Origin of the sequence: Streptomyces sp. DSM 41931 (assembly GCF_050271085.1) — a bacterium.
In the GTDB taxonomy this organism is placed as follows: Bacteria; Actinomycetota; Actinomycetes; order Streptomycetales; family Streptomycetaceae; genus Streptomyces; species Streptomyces albogriseolus.
Genome location: NZ_CP189902.1, coordinates 1,481,948 through 1,500,907 on the forward strand (window position 1 = coordinate 1,481,948; position 18,960 = coordinate 1,500,907).

An 18,960-nucleotide genomic window follows, 5' to 3' on the forward strand; every position below is an offset into this window, starting at 1 on the left:
CGTCCCGCACCCTTCGGCTCGTCTGTCCTCACGCGATGAACAGGACGATCAGGCGTGCCTCCGTCTTCACGCTGCTCCTGGTGTTCGCCCTGCTGGTGCGGGCGACCTGGGTGCAGTTCTACGAGGGCCGGGCACTGGCGGACGACAGCGACAACCGGCGCAACGCGATCGAGACGTACGCGGAGCCGCTGGGGAACATCGTCGTGGCCGGTGAGTCCATCACCGGCTCGGCGCGGACGAAGGGGAGCGACCTCGCCTACAAGCGCACCTACACGGACGGTCCGCTGTACGCGGCGGTGACCGGTTACGCCTCACAGGCCTACGCGCCGACCCAGCTCGAAGGCATCTACGCCGACGTGCTCAACGGCACGGACCCCCGTCTGAAGACGGTGACGGACACGGTCACGGGCGGGAGGGCCGCCCCGGGGAACGTGGTGACGACCATCGACCCGGCCGTGCAGAAGGCGGCGTACCGGGCGCTCGGCGACAAGAAGGGCGCCGCGGTCGCCATCGACCCGGAGACCGGCCGGATCCTCGCCGCCGTGTCGACCCCGTCGTACGACCCGACGGCGCTGACCGGCGCCAACACCGCCGGCGAGGCGTGGACGCGGCTGAACGGGGACCCGGACAAGCCGCTGACCAACCGGGCGCTGCGCCAGCCGCTGCCGCCCGGCTCGACGTTCAAGCTGGTGGTGGCGGCCGCCGCGCTGGAGGACGGGCTGTACTCCTCGGTGGACGAACGGACCGACAGCCCCGACCCCTACCCGCTGCCGGGTTCGTCGAAGGACCTCACCAACGAGAACCCGTCCGCGCCGTGCGAGAACGCCTCGATCCGGGTGGCGCTCCAGTACTCCTGCAACAACGTCTTCGGCAAGATGGCCGTCGACCTGGGGCAGGACAAGGTGCGTGACATGGCGGAGGAGTTCGGCTTCAACGACGACGAGCAGGACGTCCCGGTGCGCGCCTACGCCAGCGTGTACCCCTCGGACATGGACCCGGCGCAGACCGCGCTGAGCGGCATCGGCCAGTTCGACGTGACGGCGACGCCGCTGCAGATCGCGATGGTGTCGGCGGCGATCGCGAACGACGGCGAGCTGGTGTCGCCGCACATGGTGTCCCGGGTGACCGACAGCGGCGGCGACGTGCTGGAGGACCACGACGAGGACGCCTCGGCCCGGCGGATCGTCAGCTCCTCGACCGCCGAGCAGCTGCGGTCGGCGATGCGGACGGTGGTGGACGAGGGCACGGGCAGCAACGCGCAGCTGTCCGGCGCCACGGTGGGCGGCAAGACCGGCACGGCGCAGCACGGCGAGAACAACAGCAAGACGCCGTACGCCTGGTTCACCTCGTACGCCGAGTCCGGCTCGAACGGCAAGAAGGTCGCCGTGGCGGTGCTGGTGGAGCAGTCGGACGCGGCCCGCTCGGAGGTCAGCGGCAACGGGCTGGCCGCCCCGATCGCGCGGGAGACCATGAAGGCCGCGCTCCAGGACTGACGTCGCGGGACACACACGCACGGGCCGCCCCCGGTGCTCGAAGGGGGCGGCCCGCGGTGCTGTGAGCGGTCAGACGCCGAGCAGCTGCTCGATCGGGTCGATCGCGAAGTAGACCAGGAACAGCGCCGAGGTGCCCCACAGCAGCCAGTGGACCTCCTTGGCGCGGCCCAGCACCGTCTTGATGAGGACGTAGGCGAGGAAGCCGGCGCCGATGCCGTTGGTGATGGAGTAGGTGAACGGCATCACGGCGATGGTGAGGAACGCCGGGATGGCGATCTCGTAGCGGTCCCACTCGATGTGCCTGACCTGGGTCATCATCAGGAAGCCGACGGCGACCAGGGCGGGGGCGGCGGCCTGGAGCGGGACGATGGTGAGCAGCGGGGTGAGGAACAGCGCGAGCCCGAACAGCGAGCCGGTGACCAGGTTGGCGAAGCCGGTGCGGGCGCCCTCGCCGACGCCGGCCGCCGACTCGATGTAGGAGGTCGCCGAGGAGGCGGAGGCGGCGCCGCCCGCCACGGCCGCGGCGCCGTCGATCAGCAGCACCTTGCCGAGCCCGGGCACCTTGCCGTCCACGTCCAGCAGGCCCGCCTCGGCGCTGACGCCGACGACGGTGCCCATGGTGTCGAAGAAGTCGGACAGGACCAGGGTGAACACCAGCAGCACGACGGTGACCACGCCGACCTGGCCGAACGCGCCGAACAGGCTGAACTGGCCGAGGAGACCGAAGTCGGGGGTGTCCACGATCCGGTCTGGCCACTCGGGGGTGGTCAGGCCCCACGTCTTGACGTCGGCGAGCGCGTTGATGACGAGCGCGACGACGGTCATGGCGACGATGCTGATGAGGATGGCGCCGCGCACCTTGCGGGCGAGCAGACCGATGGTGAGGAGCACGCCGACGCAGAACACCAGCATCGGCCAGCCGGCGAGGGTGCCGGTGCTGCCGAGCTGGACCGGCACGGTGGTGTTCGCGGCGTCCGGGATGCGGGTGACGAAGCCGGCGTCGACGAAGCCGATCAGCGCGATGAACAGGCCGATGCCGACGCTGATGGCCTGCTTCAGCGGTTGCGGGATGGCGTGCATGACCGCCTCGCGCAGCCCGGTCACCACCAGGACGCAGATGAGCAGGCCCTCCAGCACGATCAGGCCCATCGCGTCGTCCCAGCTCATCAGCGGGGCGAGCTGGAAGGCGACGACCGCGTTGAGGCCCAGTCCGGCGGCCAGGGCGAGGGGCAGGTTGCCGCCGACGCCCATGATGATCGTCATCACGGCGGCCACCAGGGCGGTGGCGGTGGTGAGCTGCACCGGGTCGAGTTGCTCACCGAACTTGTCCTTCGCGCTGCCCAGGATGAGCGGGTTGAGCACGAGGATGTAGGCCATCGTGAAGAAGGTGGCGAAGCCGCCGCGTATCTCACGGCCGAACGTCGAGCCCCGTTCGGTGATCCGGAAGAACCGGTCGACACCCGTCACCGTGGACGGCCCGGCGTCCTGCCGGCCGGCCGTCTTCTGTGCCTCGGACATGCAACTGCTCCTCGATGAGCGGGAGGTGATGATCTGCTGAACGCTGGCTGGATTGTGCCCGTGCTGTACGTCGTTCCGGTGTGCTTCGTGTGACGGATTGGCATACCGGCGGGCCGGACACCGTCCGGTCCCTCGCACAGAGGTTCAGGCGCGGAGCACGGTGTCCAGCCAGGCGTACGTCTCGTCCTGCATCGGGGAGGCGAAGGTGTGCCCGCGTCCGGGCCACACCTCCAGCCGCAACCGTTCCTCGGCGTCCCAGGCCCGCCAGACCGTGCGGAGCCGGTCGTAGGCGGCCCGTACGCCATCGGCGGGGAAGTGGGGGTCGCGTCCGCCGTGGAGGAACAGCATCGGCTTGGGCGCGGCGACGCTCGCCACGTCGGGAAGGTCGAGGTGGCGGGCGAGTCCGGGGTGCAGCATGTGGAACGCCGACTGGCCGCGCAGCGTGTTGTTGCCCGGCACCAGTAGCTGCTTCAGCCCGGACATCCAGCAGACGCTCGCGGCGGCGGTGACGTGGTCGCTGAGCGCGGCGGTCTGCCAGGCGCGGTAGCCGCCCATGGACCAGCCGGCGGCGGCGACCCTGCGCGCGTCGACCCGGTCGAGCCCGGCGAGGAAGGCGGCGGCGCGCTGGTCCTCGCGGGCGTGCAGTCCGGCGAGGGAGGAGCCCGCCTGGTAGAGGGTGCTCGCGAGCGCCTGCTGCTCTTCGTATACGAGCGGGCCGCGTTCGCCCCAGCCGAGGGCGTCGAGACACAGCACGACATGGCCGCGGCGGGCGAGTTCGTCGCCGGGGAAGCGGCCGTCGAAGTGACGCGCGGCCCACTCCTCGGCGGAGGCGAGCCGGGTGTCGTCGTACCAGGGGCGGACGCACTTCTCCTTGCCGATGTCGAAGCGGCTGCCGTGGTCGTGCAGCAGCAGCACGGCCGGGAAGGGTCCGGTGCCGTGCGGGGTGAGCAGGACGCCGCGGGCCCGGGTACGGCGGGTGAGCGTGACGGCCACCGACTCCCGTGCGTATCCGTCCCCTTCGGGCCCGGGGGCGTGCACGGGGTCGTAGGGCAGGGCGGGTTCGGCGGGGACGAGGAGCGCGTCCTCCACCGCGGCCCGGGCCGCCCGGCGCCAGCGCGTGAGGTCACGGACGGGTGAGGTCCCCCAGGCGAGCGGGAACGTCAGGTCGTCCTTGAGCGCGTCGAGCAGGCCGGGCGGTCCGGGCAGGGAGGTCATGCCTGGGGCCGCCAGTCGCCGAGCCAGGCCTGGCGGGTGTGCGTGGCGGCCTGAGCGGGGGTGAGCTGGGGCCGGTTGGCGGGGACGGTGATGACCGCGCCGGGGCCGGTGTTGCGGTACTCGGCGAACCGCTGGTCCTGCCACGGGTGCCCGCTCGCCATGTTCGTGTAGGGCGCGACGGCGTCGATGCCCGGGCCGAGGTGGGTGTCGCGGACGGTGAGCATGGGCCGTGCGGTCGGGTCGGAGCTGGGCACCCAGGGGCGGGCCAGTTTGTAGTAGCCGTCGGGCGCCTCGCTGCTGATGCGGCTGCGGGTGACCAGGAAGCCGTGCGGGTTCGCGACGGCGGTGGAGGGCGCGAAGACGAAGCCGAAGGGGGCGGACGTCAGGTCGGGGCGGATCAGCGTGCGGAAGTCGCAGTCCTCGAACACCGCTGTCGCGCGGCCGAAGACGAAGTCGACGTCGCCCTCGGCGTAGCAGCGCGCGAAGTACTGGCGGGCCACGGTGTCCAGGGACGCCGAGTCGGCGTACAGGGTGTCCTGGTGGCCGAGGAACCGGCAGTCGAAGAAGGCGCTGCGGTCGCCCGTGACCTTGACGGCGACGGCCTGGGTGCCGCTGACGCCGGGGTGGTCGGCGCGCAGCCAGTCGTTGGCGAAGGTGATCCGGCGGGCGGTGAAGCCGTCGGGCCGCAGGGTGGTGGTGGCCGACCCGGAGGTGCCGTAGGTGCCGGAGCCGTCGGGTTTGGGGGTGCCGGCCGCGTTGTCGAAGACGACGACCACGTCACGGGGGTCCTCGGAGGCGCCGATCCAGGTCATGCCGGTGCGGTCCGCGGGAACGGAGACGGTCTCGCGGTAGACGCCGGGGGCGATGACGAGGGTGCGTCCGGTGCCGGTGGCGGCGTCGACCGCCGCCTGGAGGCCGGTGAAGTCGCCGGCGCCGCGCGGGTGCACGTACAGGGTGGTGGAGGTGAGCCGCGCGGACGGCGAGCCGTAGCGGCCGAAGGGGCGGCGCGGGCGGCCGTGGGCATGGGCGGGAGCGGCGGACAGGGCGAGGGCGGAGCCGGCCGCGGCGCCGGCCAGCAGGACGTTCCTCCGGGACAGGTGCGAGGGCATGCGGGTGCTCCTTGAGGGAGGGCGGATGGGGGCCGGTGCGGGCCGCAGTGGGGGCGGTCCGCACCGGCGGCTCGGACGACGCGGGTCAGCGGAGGCGGCCGGCGCCCGCGCCGAGTCCGACCAGGGCGGGCACGGCCCATGCGGGGTGCACGGCCTTGCGCAGGGCGGGCGTCCAGCCGGCGCCGGAGCGCAGGGTCTCCTCGGGGATCTCCGCGTTGTGCACGGCGATCAGGTCGACCGGCCTGCCGTTGACCAGGTTGTGCCGGGCGGTGAGCGGCGCGTCGTTCCAGCGCTTGAGGACCTTCGCCGGGCTGATGCCCCGGGGCAGGGTGAACGCGTTGTGCTCGGCGACGAGCTGGGACTCCTTGCCGACGCCGAAGCTGTAGCCGTACCCGGAGCCGGCGACGAAGTGGTTGTTGTAGACGTCGACCTGACCGAACCGGACGCGCGGGGTGCGCTCGGTGAGGTCCTCGAACAGGTTGTGATGGAAGGTCGCCTTCAGCTTGCCCCGGTCGCCCACGGCGGTGGACTCGCTGTCGCTGTTGCCGATGAGGATCGTCTTGTCGTGCTCGGTGAAGACGTTCCAGGAGGCGGTGACGTAGTCGGCGCCCTTGACGATGTCCAGCTCGCCGTCGTGCTGCTGGTAGAGCATGCCGAAGTGGGTGGGGGCCTCGCTGTCGGGGTGCGCGCCGTCGGTGAACGTGTTGTGGTCCAGCCACACATGGGTCGAGCCGTGCACGACGACGGTGTCGTACTCGCTGTTCCAGTTGCCGCGGTCGCCGTCGGTGGGGTCCCACTGCGGGAAGCAGTCGACGGGGCTCTCCAGGGTGAGGTTGCGGACGATGACGTTGTCCGCCCCCTTGATCTGGAGGCTCGCTCCCTTGATCGCGGCGTCGCGTCCCACGCCGATGATCGTGGTGTGGGAGGGGACGTTCACCTTGATCACCGCGTCCTGGTGGGCGGCGGAGGCGCGGCGCAGCCCCTCGGGGCTGTCGTCGGGCTCGTCGGTGAGGTCCCGCTCCAGGCCCCAGGTCTCGGGGGCGTACGTCTCCAGGTAGGCGTCGAAGTCGTAGCCGGGGACGGCGAACGCGTCGCAGCCGTCGGCGACGGCGTCGATGACGCCCTTCACCTTGATGATCCTCGGGGCGTCCCCGCCCTCTTCCAGGGCGGCGGTGAACTGGGCCCAGTCGGTCACGGTGCGGACGTGCGCGGCGTCGGCCGCGGCGCCTCCGGTGGTGCCCGTGCCGTACGAGGCCCAGCCGTCGCCCGCGGGCAGCGTCTGCCGGGCGGGGTCGTGGTGCGCGGGGGTGCGGGCCTGCGCGGCGGTACCGGTCAGGGTCAGCACGAGGGCGGTGCAGCCGGCCAGCACGCCGACTCTTCTGGCATGCCCATGCCATACATGAACGTTCATGGTGCGGCTCTCCTGTTCGTGGTCCGGGGGGTGTTACGCGGCGGCCTCCGGCCAGGTGATCCACGACGGCGGGATCTCCTCGTCCAGCCGCCGCACGTCGTGCGGCGCGAGCACCCGGGTGCGCAGCAGCTCCCGGGCGACCAGCCGTGTCACGGCGATCGCGCCCGTCGGGGAGAAATGGGTGTTGTCCTGCTTGGTGCCGGTCCAGTTGAAGTACGTCCGCGTCGCCTCGGGGCCGAGCTCCTGCCACAGCGCCAGGGACAGCGCCTGGACGTCGAGCAGCGCGACCCGCTCCTGCCGGGCCAGCGCCCGCATCGCCTCCGGGTACTCCCCGTGGCTGGGCACGGCCCGCCCCTCCGCGTCGAACCGGCGCCGCTCCACCGGGGTGGCCAGCACCGGCCGCGCTCCCCGCGCCCGGGCGCCGTCCAGGTACAGACGCAGGTACTGCTGATAGGTGGTCCAGGGCTCGGTGTACCGGCTGGGGTCGTCCGCCTTCTCGTCGTTGTGCGCGAACTGCACGACGAGCAGGTCGCCCGGGCGGACACCGGCGAGCATCGCGTCAAGCCGCCCCTCGTCGACGAAGCTCTTGGAACTCCGCCCGTTGACGGCATGGTTGGCGACGCCGAGCCCTCGCCGGAGCAGAAAGGGCAACGCCATCCCCCACCCGGTCTCGGGAGCGGCGGGGGCGTACTTCTGGGCGGCGGTGGAATCCCCGGCGATCCAGACGGTCCGCGACCGCCGTGGCCCGGCATGCGCCGTACCGCCCACACTCACGGCAGCTCCGACCCCGGCGACGACGACATGCCTACGCGAAAGAGACACAACCTGTGCCTTTCGAAGAAGGGGGAGGTGAAGCGCCCCACCAGGGGCGCGGGGAACTGCGCGCCCAGCCGGGGACGACCCGCAGCCGCGAAACCACAGGCCGCCCCCGACCGAGAAGGCGTCACCCCATCTGCTCGTCCCACTCGGCCTGAGCCGCGTTCAACTGCTCGGCGATCCCGTCCAGGAAGTCCTTCGCGCTCATGTCCCCGAGCAGCACCTTCTGGAAGTTCGGCTCGTTGTCCGCCTTGGAGATCGTGTTCCAGTCAGGCAGGTAGTACGGCAGCTGCACAATGGTCGTGGACCCGTCACTCAGCGCGTCGGCGGCCAGCTTCGTCGGCTCCGCCTTGGCGATCCACGCGTCCTTCGCGGCGTCCGCGTGGGCCGGCACCTGTCCCGCCGACTCGTTGAACTTCGAGTTCGACTGCGCCGACGCGGCGAACTCGATGAACTTCCAGGCGGCGTCCTTGTTCTTGGAGCTCTTGAACAGGCCGATGCCGTCGACCGGGTTGGAGACCTGCACCCGCTTGCCGTCGGGGCCGACCGGCTGCGGGATGCCCCGGAACTTCTCCACGCCCAGCGCCTTCACGTGGTCCTGGTAGGAGCCCAGGTTATGGTTCAGCATCCCGATCTCGCCGGAGTCCCACTGGGCGACCATCTTGGTGAAGTCGTTGTTGAGGTCGGCGGCGGGGGTCACCTTCTTGAACAGGGCCGCGTACTTCTCCAGCGCCTTGACGTTCTTCGGGTCGTTGACCGTGGTCTTCTTGCCGGTGGAGTCCCAGAACGAGGTGATGCCGGACTGCCCGTACATCGCGTCGAGGGCCTGGGCGATGGAGCCGGCGCCGCCGCGGATGGTGTAGCCGAAGCGGTTGCTGCCCTTGTCGGTGAGCTTCTCCGCGGCTTCGAAGAAGCGGTCCCAGGTGGTCGGCTCCTCCAGGCCCGCCTTCTCGAACATGTCGGTGCGGTAGTACAGGACGCCGTTGTTGGCGGAGGTCGGCACGGAGTACAGCTGGTCGTCCCCGCCGCCGGCCGCCCGCAGCGACTCGATCATGTCCTTGTTGAGCTTGCCGTTCAGGGACGAGCCCTCAAGACGCTCGTCCAGCGGCTCCAGCGCGCCCTGCGCGGCGAAGCCCGCGAGCATCGAGGCGCTGATGCCGCCCACGTCCGGCAGGCCGCCGCCCTGGATGGCGGTGTCGACCTTGGACTGGTACTCGGTGGACGCGATGCCGACGTACTGGACGTCGATGTCCGGGTTCGCCTTCTCGAAGTCGGCGATGACCTCCTTCCAGATGTCGGTGCGGACACCGCCGTTGTTGTCCCAGAAGACGATCTTCCCCGTGCCGCTGCCCTCGGCGCCCTCGCCCGAGCCGCTGCCGTCGTCCCCGCAGGCGGTGGCGGTCAGCGCCAGGACCGCTCCCAGGGCGACGGCCGCCGACGTCCTGCCGCGGCGCCCTCTGCCCGTGTTTCTTCCGAGAATGCTGATCTTCATCGGTCGGCTCTCTTCTCCTGGATACGGATCCTGAACTGCGTGAACGTGGCGGTACCGGCGTGTCCCTGACCGGTGGGCGCCAGGGCGACCAGGCCGAGCAGAGCACCGACCCAGCGCCAGGGAGTCGCGGCGAAGACCTGGCCGGAGGGGCGGAAGCCGCCCTGCCCGGCGCCGTCTCCGGTGTCCGCGGTGTTTGCGGTGTCTCCTGTGTCTCCTGTGTCGTACGAGAAGCGGCAGCGCGCGCCGGCGTCGATGTCGACGCGCAGCCGGGCCCGGCCGCCGGGTGCGGGCCGCGCGGGTGCGGCGTCCCGTTCCTGGTCGGCGACCGTCTCGGCGAACCGGTGCACGAGCCGCACCGTGCCGTCCGGGCCGCGCTGGAGTCCGATCCAGCTGTAGGCGTCCCCGAGGACCGCGAGCCCGGCGCGCGCCCCGGGTTCGCCGTCGTCGAGCCGGAGGTCCACCTCGACGGTGCACGGGGTGCCGGGCAGCCGCTGGGTGAGGACGTTGGGCAGGGCGCGCAGGTCGTGCGCGTCGGGGGTGCGGACGCAGGTGAGGCGCAGCCCGTCGGCGGAGTGGTGGGTGGCCCAGCCGTCCCGGGGGTTGGCGGTCCACTGCCACTGGCGGCCGGGGCGTCCGCCGGGGAAGTCGTCGTCGGTGGCGGGCGCGGCGGGCGGCTGCGGCGGCAGGTCCGGGCGGCGGTGCTCGGCGACGGGGGCGCCGTCGTCCCCGATCACCGGCCATCCTCCCCCACTGCCCCACCTCATCGGCTGGAGGTGGACGACCCGGCCGTAGGCGCCGCGCTGCTGGAAGTGCAGGAACCAGTCCTCGCCGGACGGGGTGCGCACCCAGCCGCCCTGGTGCGGGCCGTTGACGTCGGTGTCCTTCTGCTCCAGGACCACCTTCTCCTCGTAGGGGCCGAAGAAGGCGCGGGAGCGGAAGGCGCCCTGCCAGCCGGTCTCCACTCCCCCGGCGGGGGCGAAGATCCAGAACCAGCCGTCGTGCCGGTAGAGCTTGGGGCCTTCGAGGGTGAACCAGCCGGGGATGCGGTCGCCGTCGACGATCACCTTGCCCTCGTCGAGGAGTTCGGTGCCGTGCGGGTGCATCCGGTGACCGGTGAGACGGTTCTTGACGCCGGAGCGGGACTTGGCCCAGGCGTGCACGAGGTACGCCTCGCCGGTTTCGTCGTCCCACAGCGGGCAGGGGTCGATCAGTCCCTTGCCGGCCTTGACCAGGTGCGGGCGGGTCCAGGGGCCGCGGATCTCGGGGGCGTTGACCTGGAAGACGCCCCGGTCGGGGTCGCCCCAGAAGATCCAGAAGCGGCCGTCGTGGTGGCGCAGGGACGGCGCCCACACCCCGCAGTCGTGCCGGGGCGCCGCGAACTCGCTCTCGGGTTCCAGGCGTTGCAGGGCGTGGCCGACGAGGGTCCAGTTGACCAGGTCGCGGGAGTGCAGCAGGGGCAGTCCGGGGACGCGGCCGAAGCTGGACGCGGTGAGGTAGAAGTCGTCGCCGACGCGGATCACGTCGGGGTCGGACCAGTCGGCGTCGAGGACCGGGTTGCGGTAGACGGGCTCGGCCGGGGCGGCGCTCACGGGCTCACCGCCTTCGCGACCAGGGCGGCAGCCTCCTCGCGGCCGAGCCGGCCGTCGGCGACGACGGTGACGACCCGGCGCTCCGCCGTCTCCCCCGGCGGGAGCGGCAGTCGTGCGTCGTACGCGAGGGAGGAGCCGACCCCGGGGTACTCCTCGGTGCGCACGAACCAGGGGTCGCGGCGGGTCGCCTCGCCGGCCGCGGCGAAGACGAGGGTCCAGGCGGAGCCGGCCAGGGCGACCCAGTCGGCGGTCCGTCCGTGCACCGCGTCCGTGCCCTCGGCCGCCGCGGTGAACACGTCGGGCGCCGCGTCCTCCTTGCGGGCCCGCCAGAAGAAGCCCCCGTAGGCGGCGCCGGGGCGGCCGTTGGTGGCGGGGCTGCCGAGGGACAGCGGGCGTCCGGAGACGTTGGTGAGGGCGAAGGCGAGGTCGAGCGCCCACGCGCCGTCGGTGAGGGCGGTCGCGGTGACCGTGCGCCGCTCGCGGAGCAGTTCGCCGGGCGCGGCGATCCAGCGCAGTTCCTCGGTGAAGCCGTCGGCCTCGCGCCGGTGGTAGGCGGTGTGCCGCTGGGAGCCGTGGTTGTCCAGCTCGGTGGGGCCGCGGTCGCGGACGTAGGTGCGCCCGCCCCAGAAGTTGAACCCCTCGACGTCGGGAACGGCGACACCGACGCCGAGGTGGTGTGCGTGGTCGGCGGGGCTCAGTTCGGTGACCGCCGTGCCGGCCAGGGTGGTGACGGGGTGCAGATAGGGCCGCGGGGAGAGCCGGGCCGGCAGTTCCGGCCGGGTGACGTACCGGCCGACGGGCCGGCCGGCGACGCGCAGCACCACGGAGTCGTTGCCGGTCATCGGGTGCTCACCTCTTTCGGCAGACGGTGGTGGGCGGGCCGGGCCCAGGGGGCGCCCAGCTCGGAGAAGAGGGACAGACGGTCCGCGGCGGCCGCGACCAGGGCGTCGACGCCGGGCACCACCCGGCGGTCCTCGCCGGGGACGCGGCGCCAGGCCTCGTCGGGCAGCGGCTCCGGGTCGGGGGCGGTGCGGATCGCCTCGACGACCTGCATGAAGGCGCCGGTGTCGGCGGGGGTGACCAGCAGCTCGGCGCCGTCCTGGAGGTGGGCGGCGAGATTCTCCAGCAGGTCGGTGCGGTCGAAGTGGAGTTCCTCGGGGCCGTGGTCCGCGCGCTGGAGCAGGACGCGGTCCTGCTTGTACCAGAAGGTGATCCGGCCGCTGGTGCCGTGCACCACCACGTACGGCTCGTCGGCCCGTTCGGCGCACAGCGTGGCGGCGACCGTCACCGAACCGCCCTGGACGGTGGTGACGCGGACGCACGAGGTGTCGTCGGACTCGATGTCGTTGGCGCGCAGCAGCTCGGTCTCGATGCCGGCGACGTCCTCGGCGCGGGTGCTCCCGGCGAGCGCGAGGGCGGTGGCGACGGCGTGCGCGAGGGGGTTGGTGAGCGCCCCGTCGACGACGTCGACGCCGTCGAGCCGCCGGCGGCCCGCCCAGGGAGCGCGGCGGAAGTACGCCTCGGGGCGCACCCAGGCGCCGGCCCCGCCGATCCCCGTCACCCGGCCGACGGCGCCCTCGGCGATCAGGTCGCGGATGGCCGGCACGGCGTGCGAACCCAGCGACTGGAAGCCGATCTGGCAGGCCACCCCAGCCGCGGCGACCCCGTCGGCCATCCGGCGGAACTCGGCGTACGAGGGCGCCGGGGGCTTCTCCAGCAGCAGGTGCACGCCCCGCTCGGCGGCGGTGAGCGCGAGGGCGGTGTGGGTGGGGATGGGGGTGCAGATCACCGCGGCGCGGGCGCCGGTGGAGTCGAGGAGCGCCCCGAAGTCGGCGGACTGCTCGGGAAGTTCGCCGCCGAACTCGTCCTCGGTGAGCGGGGTGAGCTCGCAGACGCCGACGAGCCGGACCAGGCCCTTCGCCTGGAGGCGGCGGATGTTCTCCACGTGCCACCGGCCGTGGCCGCGGGCGCCGGCCAGGACGACCGGGAGCGGGGCGCCGGGGGCGGCGGACGAGGCGGTCATCCCTTCACCGCCCCCGCGCTGAAACCGGTGATCAGCCACTTCTGGATGAAGGCGAACACGATCACGACGGGGACGGCCGCGATGATGCCGCCCGCGGCGAGCGCGCCGAGGTCGACGCTGTCCGCGCTCATCAGGGTGTTGAGGCCGACCGGGACGGTCTGCTTCTCCTGGTTGTTGAGGAACATCAGGGCGAACAGGAAGTGGTTCCAGGAGTGCACGAAGGCGAAGGAGCCGACGGCGATCAGGCCGGGCCGCAGCAGCGGCAGGACGACCACCCGGAACGCCCGGAACCGGTTGCAGCCGTCGACCCAGGCGGCCTCCTCCAGCGAGTAGGGCACGTTCTTGATGAAGTTGCTGAGCAGGATCATCGACAGCGGCAGCTGGAACACCGTCTCGGCGATGATGACGCTGCCCAGGGAGTTGATCATCTGCAGCTCGGCGAAGATCTCGAACAGCGGGACGAGCAGCAGCGCGCCGGGCACGAACTGCGAGCAGAGCAGCGCCAGCATGAACCCGCGCTTGATCCGGAAGTCGAACCGGGCGAGCGCGTAGCCACCGGCCAGGGCGACCAGGGTGGTCATGAACAGGGTGGCGACGCCGACGAGCACGCTGTTCTGGAAGAAGGTCCCGAAGCCGCGGTCGGTCCACACCTTCTCGAAGTGCGCGGTGGTCATCGGCCAGGGCACGAGCGAGGTGGAGCCGGCCGGGCGGAGCGCGAACAGCAGGATCCAGTAGAAGGGGATGAGGGTGAAGACGAGATAGATGCCGAGGGGCAGGTAGATCTGCCAGCGGGGCGCCTCGTCCCAGGCCCGGCGCCGTTGCACGGGCCGGGGCGGCTCGGGGACGGCCGGCGCGGGGGCGGGGGCGGCCGCGGTGGCCTCCTTGGTGATCACTTCTCGCCTCCGAACTTGCTCAGCCGCAGGTAGACCATCGAGCAGAAGAGCAGGATCACGAACGCCACCGTGGTCAGGGCCGACGCGTAGCCGAAGTCATGGGCGTCGACGGAGGTGTTGGCGATGTACAGCGGCAGCGTGGTGGTCGCGCCTGCGGGTCCTCCGCCGGTCAGCGTGTAGAGCAGGTCGACGTTGTTGAACTCCCACACGGCGCGCAGCAGCGTGGAGAGGATGATGGCGTCCTTGAGATGCGGCAGCGTGATGTGCCAGAACTGCTTGAAGCGGCTGGCGCCGTCCACCTCGGCGGCCTCGTACAGGTCCTTGGAGACGGACTGGAGGTCGGCGAGGATGAGGATCGCGAAGAAGGGCACCCCGCGCCACAGGTCGGCGACGATCGCGGCGGGGAACACCGTGGAGGTGTCCGACAGCCAGCTCACGCCGTACTCGCCGATGCCCATGTCCGCGAGGTAACGGGTGATGCCCGTCTGGGAGTTGTAGAGCAGCACCCAGATCGCGGAGGTGAGCACGCCGGAGACGGCCCACGGGGAGAAGACCAGCGCGCGGCCGAGGGCACGGCCGACGAAGGTCTGGTTGACGATGAGGGCGAGGGCGAGTCCGAACATCAGTTGCAGGCCGACCTCGACGAACACCCACTTGGCGCTGAAGACGAGGGTGTCCAGGAAGAGGGGGTCCTCGGTGAAGATGCGGGTGAAGTTGTCGAATCCCGCGAAGCCGTTCCGCCAGGGCTTGGTGGGGTTGTAGTCCTGAAGGCTGTAGTAGAAGACGCTGAGCACCGGGTAGGCGATGAACCCCAGCATGAGCAGGGCGGCCGGCGCGATCAGCAGGTAGGGCAGTCGGCGGGGTGTGGCGGAGGCACGGCGCCGCCTCGGTGGCGCGGGCGGTTTCGCCACGGCTGCGGCTTGGGCCATGACTGTTCTCCGTTTCTCGGTACGTCGTGCTGTGCGGGGGTGCCTGCGCGGGGCCGGCGGTGCGGGACGGGTCGGACAGGAAGCGCTTTCTGCACGGGTGTGCGGGGGCCGGTCCGCCCGGGCGGGCGGGCGGGTCAGCCCGCGTACGGGTCCTGGACGGAGCCCGGCCGGGCGAGGAACTCGAAGTCGCAGCCGGTGTCGGCCTGGGTGATCTGGTCGTTGTAGAGCGCGCCGTAGCCCCGCTCGTAGCGCGCGGGCGGCGGTGACCACTCCGCGCGGCGGCGGCGCAGCTCCTCGTCGTCCACGTCGAGGGTGAGGGTGCGGTTCTCGACGTCGAGGGTGATCGGGTCGCCGGTGCGCACCAGCGCGAGCGGCCCGCCGACGTACGACTCGGGGGCGATGTGGAGCACGCAGGCGCCGTAACTGGTGCCGCTCATGCGGGCGTCGGAGATCCGCACCATGTCCCGCACGCCCTGCTTGAGCAGGTGGTCGGGGAGCGGCAGCATGCCGTACTCGGGCATGCCCGGGCCGCCCTTGGGTCCTGCGTTGCGCAGCACCAGCACGCTGTCCGCGGTGATGTTCAGCGCCGGGTCGTTGATGGTCCGCTGCATCTCCTTGTAGTCGTCGAAGACGACGGCGGGACCGGTGTGCTTCAGCAGGTGCGGCTCGGCGGCGATGTGCTTGATGACGGCGCCGTCCGGGCAGAGGTTGCCGCGCAGCACGGCGACCCCGCCCTCGGCCGCGACCGGGTTGTCACGGGTACGGATCACGTCGTCGTCGTGCACCTGTGCGCCGGCGAGCTGCGCGCGCAGGGTGTCGTGGCAGACGGTGGGACGGTCCAGGTGGAGCAGGTCCGGGATCCGGGAGAGGAACCCGGGCAGCCCGCCCGCGAAGTGGAAGTCCTCCATCAGGTACGTCCGTCCGCCGGGCCGTACGTTGGCCAGCACCGGGACGGTGCGGGCGATGCGGTCGAAGTCGTCGAGGGTGAGCTTCACCCCCGCGCGTCCGGCCATCGCGATCAGATGGATGACGGCGTTGGTGGAGCCGCCGAGCCCGAGGACGGTCGTCACGGCGTCCTCGAAGGCGTCCGCGGTGAGGATGTCGCCGATCCCGCGGCCCTTGTGGATCAGGTCGACGATCGTCATGCCCGCCTTCGCGGCCATCCGGTCGTGCCCGGAGTCGACGGCCGGGATGCTGGACGCGCCCGGCACGGTGACGCCGAGCGCCTCGGCCGCGGCGGTCAGCGTGGACGCGGTGCCCATGGTCATGCAGTGGCCGGGCGAGCGGGCCAGGCCGCTCTCCAGTTCCTGCATCTCGCAGTCGCCGATGACGCCGGCCCGCTTGTCGTCCCAGTACTTCCACATGTCGGTGCCGGAACCGAGGGTCTCGCCGCGCCAGTGCCCGGGCAGCATCGGCCCGGCGGGCACGAACACGGCGGGCAGTCCGGCGCTGGCGGCGCCCATCAGCAGGGCGGGCGTGGACTTGTCGCAGCCGCCCATCAGCACGGCCCCGTCGACCGGGTACGAGCGCAGCAGTTCCTCGGTCTCCATGGCGAGGAGGTTGCGGTAGAGCATGGGGGTCGGCTTCTGGAAGGTCTCGCTGAGCGTGGAGACCGGGAACTCCAGCGGGAAGCCTCCCGCCTGCCACACGCCCCGCTTGACGGCCTGTGCGCGGTCGCGGAGGTGCACATGGCAGGGGTTGATGTCGGACCAGGTGTTGAGGATTGCGACGACCGGCTTGCCCAGGTGCTCCTCGGGCAGGTAGCCGAGCTGGCGGGTGCGGGCACGGTGGCTGAAGGAGCGCAGTCCGTCCGTGCCGTACCACTGGTGGCTGCGGAGTTCCTCGGGTGACTTCATATCGACCATCCGGCGGCGATGGCGGCGACCTCGGCGCGCTCGCTCTCGGGCAGCGGCCTGCTGGGCGGGCGGACCTCGCGGCGGCACAGCCCGAGAGAGGCGAGGGCCTCCTTGACGACGGTGACGTTGTTGGCGGAGCCGTTGGCGGCGCGCAGTTCCTCGAAGCGGCGGATCTGCTCCCACACCTTCATGGCGGTCGGGTAGTCACCGGAGCGCAGCGCGTCCAGCATGGTCAGCGACACGGACGGGGCGACGTTGACCAGGCCCGAGGTGAAGCCGGTCGCCCCGGCCGAGAAGTAGGAGGGGGCGTACGGCTCGGCGAGCCCCGCCACCCACACGAAGCGTTCCAGGCCCGCGTCCCGGGCGAACGCGGCGAACCGGGCCGCGTCCGGGACCGCGTACTTCACGCCGATCACATTGGGGCAGGCGTCGGCGAGTTCGGCGAGCCGCGCGCCGGTGAGCTGCGCGTTGCGGAGGTAGGGGACGACGCCCAGCTCGGGCACCGACTCGGCGATGGCCCGGTGGTAGTCGACCCAGCCGCTCTGCGAGACGTAGGGGTGGACGGGCTGGTGCACCATCACCATCTGCGCGCCGAGGTCACGGGCGTGCCGCGCGGAGGCGACGGCGGTGGGCACGTCGTGGCCCACCCCGACGAGGATCGCGGCGCGGTCGCCTGCCTCCTCGACGGTCAGCTCGGTGACGAGCCGCCGCTCGGAGGGGGTGAGGGCGTAGAACTCGCCGGTGTTGCCGTTGGGGGTGAGGGTGGTGATGCCTCCGTCGAGGAGGCGGCGCAGCAGGGCGCGGTAGGTGTCCGGGTCGACCGAGCCGTCCTCGGCGAACGGGGTGACCGGGATCGCCACCACGCCGGCCAGGGCCGCCCGCTCGGCGTCGAACGTCCGGGCGGCCCCTGCCGCCTGGGGTGCGCTCGCCTGGGTGGGAGACGTCGTCGTCATGCCTGACCGTCCTTCCGGTGATCCCGCTCCGTGCGTTCCGCCTCGAACTCCGCCTCGGGGAAGGCGCGTCGCAGGAAGGACGCGATGTGCGCGTGCAGGGCGCGCGCGGCGCCGTCCGCGTCCCCGGCGAGGGCCAGGTCGAGGATCACGCGGTGCTCGTCGGCCTCGTGCTCCCAGGACGGGTCGGCGGCCCAGGCGACCGCGGAGACCAGGGCGGCCTGGTCGCGGACCTCGTCGAGCATCCGGCCGAGCAGCGGGTTGCCGCAGGGCAGGTAGAGGGCGCGGTGGAACTCGCGGTTGGCCAGGGAGCGTTCGGCGGTGTCGGTGGCCCCGTCGGCGCGGGTCAGCGCCTCGCGGGCGTCGTCCAGGGAGGCGCCGCGGCGCACGGCCCGCCTGAGCGCCTCCGGTTCGAGCAGCAGCCGCACGTCGTAGACCTCGCGCGCCATGTCCGCGTCGACCATGCGCACCGTGACGCCCTTGTACTGGCTCATCACCACCAGGCCGGTGCCGGCCAGGGTCTTGAGCGCCTCCCGCACCGGGGTCTTGGACACCCCGAACTGCGCGGCGAGGTCGGTCTCGACCAGGGCCTGGCCGGGGGTGAGCCGGCCGGTGAGGATGCGGCGTTTGATCTCCTCCAGCACGTACTGCGTGCGGGAGGGGATCGGCGTGGGCACAGAGGTCATGCGCGCCTCTCGGATCTCGCGTCGGATCGCGTATCGGATCTCGCGTATCGCGTCTCATATATGACGTACGAAGTACGACGCGGACGACCGTAGGAGCGGCACGGGGTTTCGTCAATGCTTCTGGCAAAGGAAGGTGAGGTTGCTTCTCAGGTGAGGTTGTTTCTCACGGTGCACGACGGGCCCCGGCCGCGCTCCCCCTCCGCGCGGACGGGGCCCGTTCTCACGCGGGCCTGACCCAGCCCGGGTCACGGCCGCTGAGGCCGATCGTCCGGTCCAGCAGCGGGGCGTCGGCCGGGACGGGGACGACGGGTCCGAAGATGCCCTCGCCCCGGTCGCCCTCCTCGGCGGCGGCCCGGAGGAAAGCGTGCGCGGTCTCCAGGGCGGCGGGGTCGGGCGTGTACGGCTGCCCGGTCGCGCGCGCCAGGTCCCAGCCGTGGACCACCAGTTCGTCGAGGGCGACCGCGGCGGCGACCTCGCCCGGCATGTCGAAGCCCCCGGCGCGCGTCATGCCGGTCCAGGCCGCCGGGTCCCGCCAGGCCTCGGCGAGTTCGTCGAGCGCCTTGGGCAGTTCGGCGCGCCAGGCGGGTCCGACGTCCGGCAGGGCGGCCTGCGGATCGGTGTCCGTGGTGGCTCCCAGATCCTTGCGGCCGGCGTCCCGGAAGGCGACGGCCAGTCCGAGGAGGTGGCCCAGGACATGGCGTACGGCGTACCGCGGGCACGGCGTACCGTCCGCGAGCTGCGCGTCGGTCACCCCCTCGGCCAGGCGGGCGACGATCCTGGTCTGCGGTCCGAAGTCGAGCGGAGTGTCGGTCATGGCTGCTCCCGGTGGACGGTGGCGTACGAAGGGGAGACCGGCCGCGGCCGCGGAACTCATCGGCGAGGAGGCTCGGCCCTCACGGGTGCCGTGGTGTTCCTGGTCCGGCCGGCCCCCGCCAGGTGACGGGTGACGTACCGGCCGCGCTCACCCCCGCCCCGCCCCT

The 18,960-nt window shown here is 72.0% G+C and carries 16 protein-coding genes; 1 reads left to right on the forward strand and 15 read right to left on the reverse strand.

Annotated features, from left to right (window positions below):
* Positions 1-35 precede the first annotated feature (35 nt).
* Positions 36-1,493, forward strand: coding sequence for a peptidoglycan D,D-transpeptidase FtsI family protein (locus ACP7TJ_RS07080; RefSeq protein ID WP_093767604.1), 1,458 nt, complete (start codon positions 36-38; stop codon positions 1,491-1,493).
* A 69-nt stretch (positions 1,494-1,562) separates the two neighbouring features.
* On the opposite strand, the gene ACP7TJ_RS07085 is transcribed toward ACP7TJ_RS07080, so the two are convergent.
* The 15 genes from ACP7TJ_RS07085 to ACP7TJ_RS07155 all read right to left on the reverse strand — a co-directional run bounded on the left by ACP7TJ_RS07085 (position 1,563) and on the right by ACP7TJ_RS07155 (position 18,794).
* Entirely contained in the window at positions 1,563-3,011 is a 1,449-nt protein-coding gene (locus ACP7TJ_RS07085; RefSeq protein WP_427762491.1) for an NCS2 family permease, read from the reverse strand.
* A 144-nt stretch (positions 3,012-3,155) separates the two neighbouring features.
* On the reverse strand, positions 3,156-4,226 hold the full coding sequence (locus ACP7TJ_RS07090; RefSeq protein WP_427762493.1) for a dienelactone hydrolase family protein: 1,071 nt from the start codon (positions 4,224-4,226) through the stop codon (positions 3,156-3,158).
* Positions 4,223-5,335 carry a pectinesterase family protein gene (locus tag ACP7TJ_RS07095; RefSeq protein ID WP_427762495.1) on the reverse strand — a complete coding sequence of 371 codons (1,113 nt, stop codon included), beginning with the start codon at positions 5,333-5,335 and terminating at the stop codon, positions 4,223-4,225. The genes ACP7TJ_RS07090 and ACP7TJ_RS07095 overlap by 4 nt, the downstream gene beginning before the upstream one ends.
* Before the next feature lie 85 nt (positions 5,336-5,420).
* Positions 5,421-6,746, reverse strand: coding sequence for a pectate lyase family protein (locus tag ACP7TJ_RS07100; protein WP_167744944.1), 1,326 nt, complete (start codon positions 6,744-6,746; stop codon positions 5,421-5,423).
* Between the two features lie 33 nt (positions 6,747-6,779).
* Complete coding sequence (locus ACP7TJ_RS07105) at positions 6,780-7,568, reverse strand: rhamnogalacturonan acetylesterase (RefSeq protein WP_367547147.1); 789 nt, start codon at positions 7,566-7,568, stop codon at positions 6,780-6,782.
* 121 nt (positions 7,569-7,689) lie between these two features.
* Positions 7,690-9,054, reverse strand: coding sequence for an ABC transporter substrate-binding protein (locus tag ACP7TJ_RS07110; protein ID WP_093767598.1), 1,365 nt, complete (start codon positions 9,052-9,054; stop codon positions 7,690-7,692).
* On the reverse strand, positions 9,051-10,643 hold the full coding sequence (locus ACP7TJ_RS07115) for a family 43 glycosylhydrolase (protein ID WP_427762498.1): 1,593 nt from the start codon (positions 10,641-10,643) through the stop codon (positions 9,051-9,053). Before ACP7TJ_RS07115 ends, ACP7TJ_RS07110 begins: the two co-directional genes overlap by 4 nt.
* Positions 10,640-11,485, reverse strand: a complete 846-nt coding sequence (locus tag ACP7TJ_RS07120) for a PmoA family protein (protein WP_387618171.1) — start codon at positions 11,483-11,485, stop codon at positions 10,640-10,642. Before ACP7TJ_RS07120 ends, ACP7TJ_RS07115 begins: the two co-directional genes overlap by 4 nt.
* On the reverse strand, positions 11,482-12,666 hold the full coding sequence (locus tag ACP7TJ_RS07125) for a Gfo/Idh/MocA family protein (RefSeq protein WP_167744948.1): 1,185 nt from the start codon (positions 12,664-12,666) through the stop codon (positions 11,482-11,484). The genes ACP7TJ_RS07120 and ACP7TJ_RS07125 overlap by 4 nt, the downstream gene beginning before the upstream one ends.
* A complete protein-coding gene (locus tag ACP7TJ_RS07130; protein ID WP_266545260.1) occupies positions 12,663-13,559 on the reverse strand; it encodes a carbohydrate ABC transporter permease in 897 nt (298 codons plus the stop codon). The genes ACP7TJ_RS07125 and ACP7TJ_RS07130 overlap by 4 nt, the downstream gene beginning before the upstream one ends.
* Positions 13,556-14,488 carry a carbohydrate ABC transporter permease gene (locus ACP7TJ_RS07135; protein ID WP_093767593.1) on the reverse strand — a complete coding sequence of 311 codons (933 nt, stop codon included), beginning with the start codon at positions 14,486-14,488 and terminating at the stop codon, positions 13,556-13,558. The genes ACP7TJ_RS07130 and ACP7TJ_RS07135 overlap by 4 nt, the downstream gene beginning before the upstream one ends.
* A 134-nt stretch (positions 14,489-14,622) precedes the next feature.
* Positions 14,623-16,353, reverse strand: coding sequence for an L-arabinonate dehydratase (gene araD / locus ACP7TJ_RS07140; RefSeq protein WP_189911655.1), 1,731 nt, complete (start codon positions 16,351-16,353; stop codon positions 14,623-14,625).
* Positions 16,341-17,297 carry a dihydrodipicolinate synthase family protein gene (locus ACP7TJ_RS07145; RefSeq protein ID WP_367450005.1) on the reverse strand — a complete coding sequence of 319 codons (957 nt, stop codon included), beginning with the start codon at positions 17,295-17,297 and terminating at the stop codon, positions 16,341-16,343. Before ACP7TJ_RS07145 ends, araD begins: the two co-directional genes overlap by 13 nt.
* A complete protein-coding gene (locus ACP7TJ_RS07150) occupies positions 17,294-17,980 on the reverse strand; it encodes a GntR family transcriptional regulator (protein WP_093767590.1) in 687 nt (228 codons plus the stop codon). The genes ACP7TJ_RS07145 and ACP7TJ_RS07150 overlap by 4 nt, the downstream gene beginning before the upstream one ends.
* 220 nt (positions 17,981-18,200) lie before the next feature.
* Positions 18,201-18,794 (reverse strand): TIGR03086 family metal-binding protein, encoded by a 594-nt coding sequence (locus ACP7TJ_RS07155; RefSeq protein ID WP_093767589.1) that lies wholly within the window; start codon positions 18,792-18,794, stop codon positions 18,201-18,203.
* Positions 18,795-18,960: the final 166 nt, after the last annotated feature.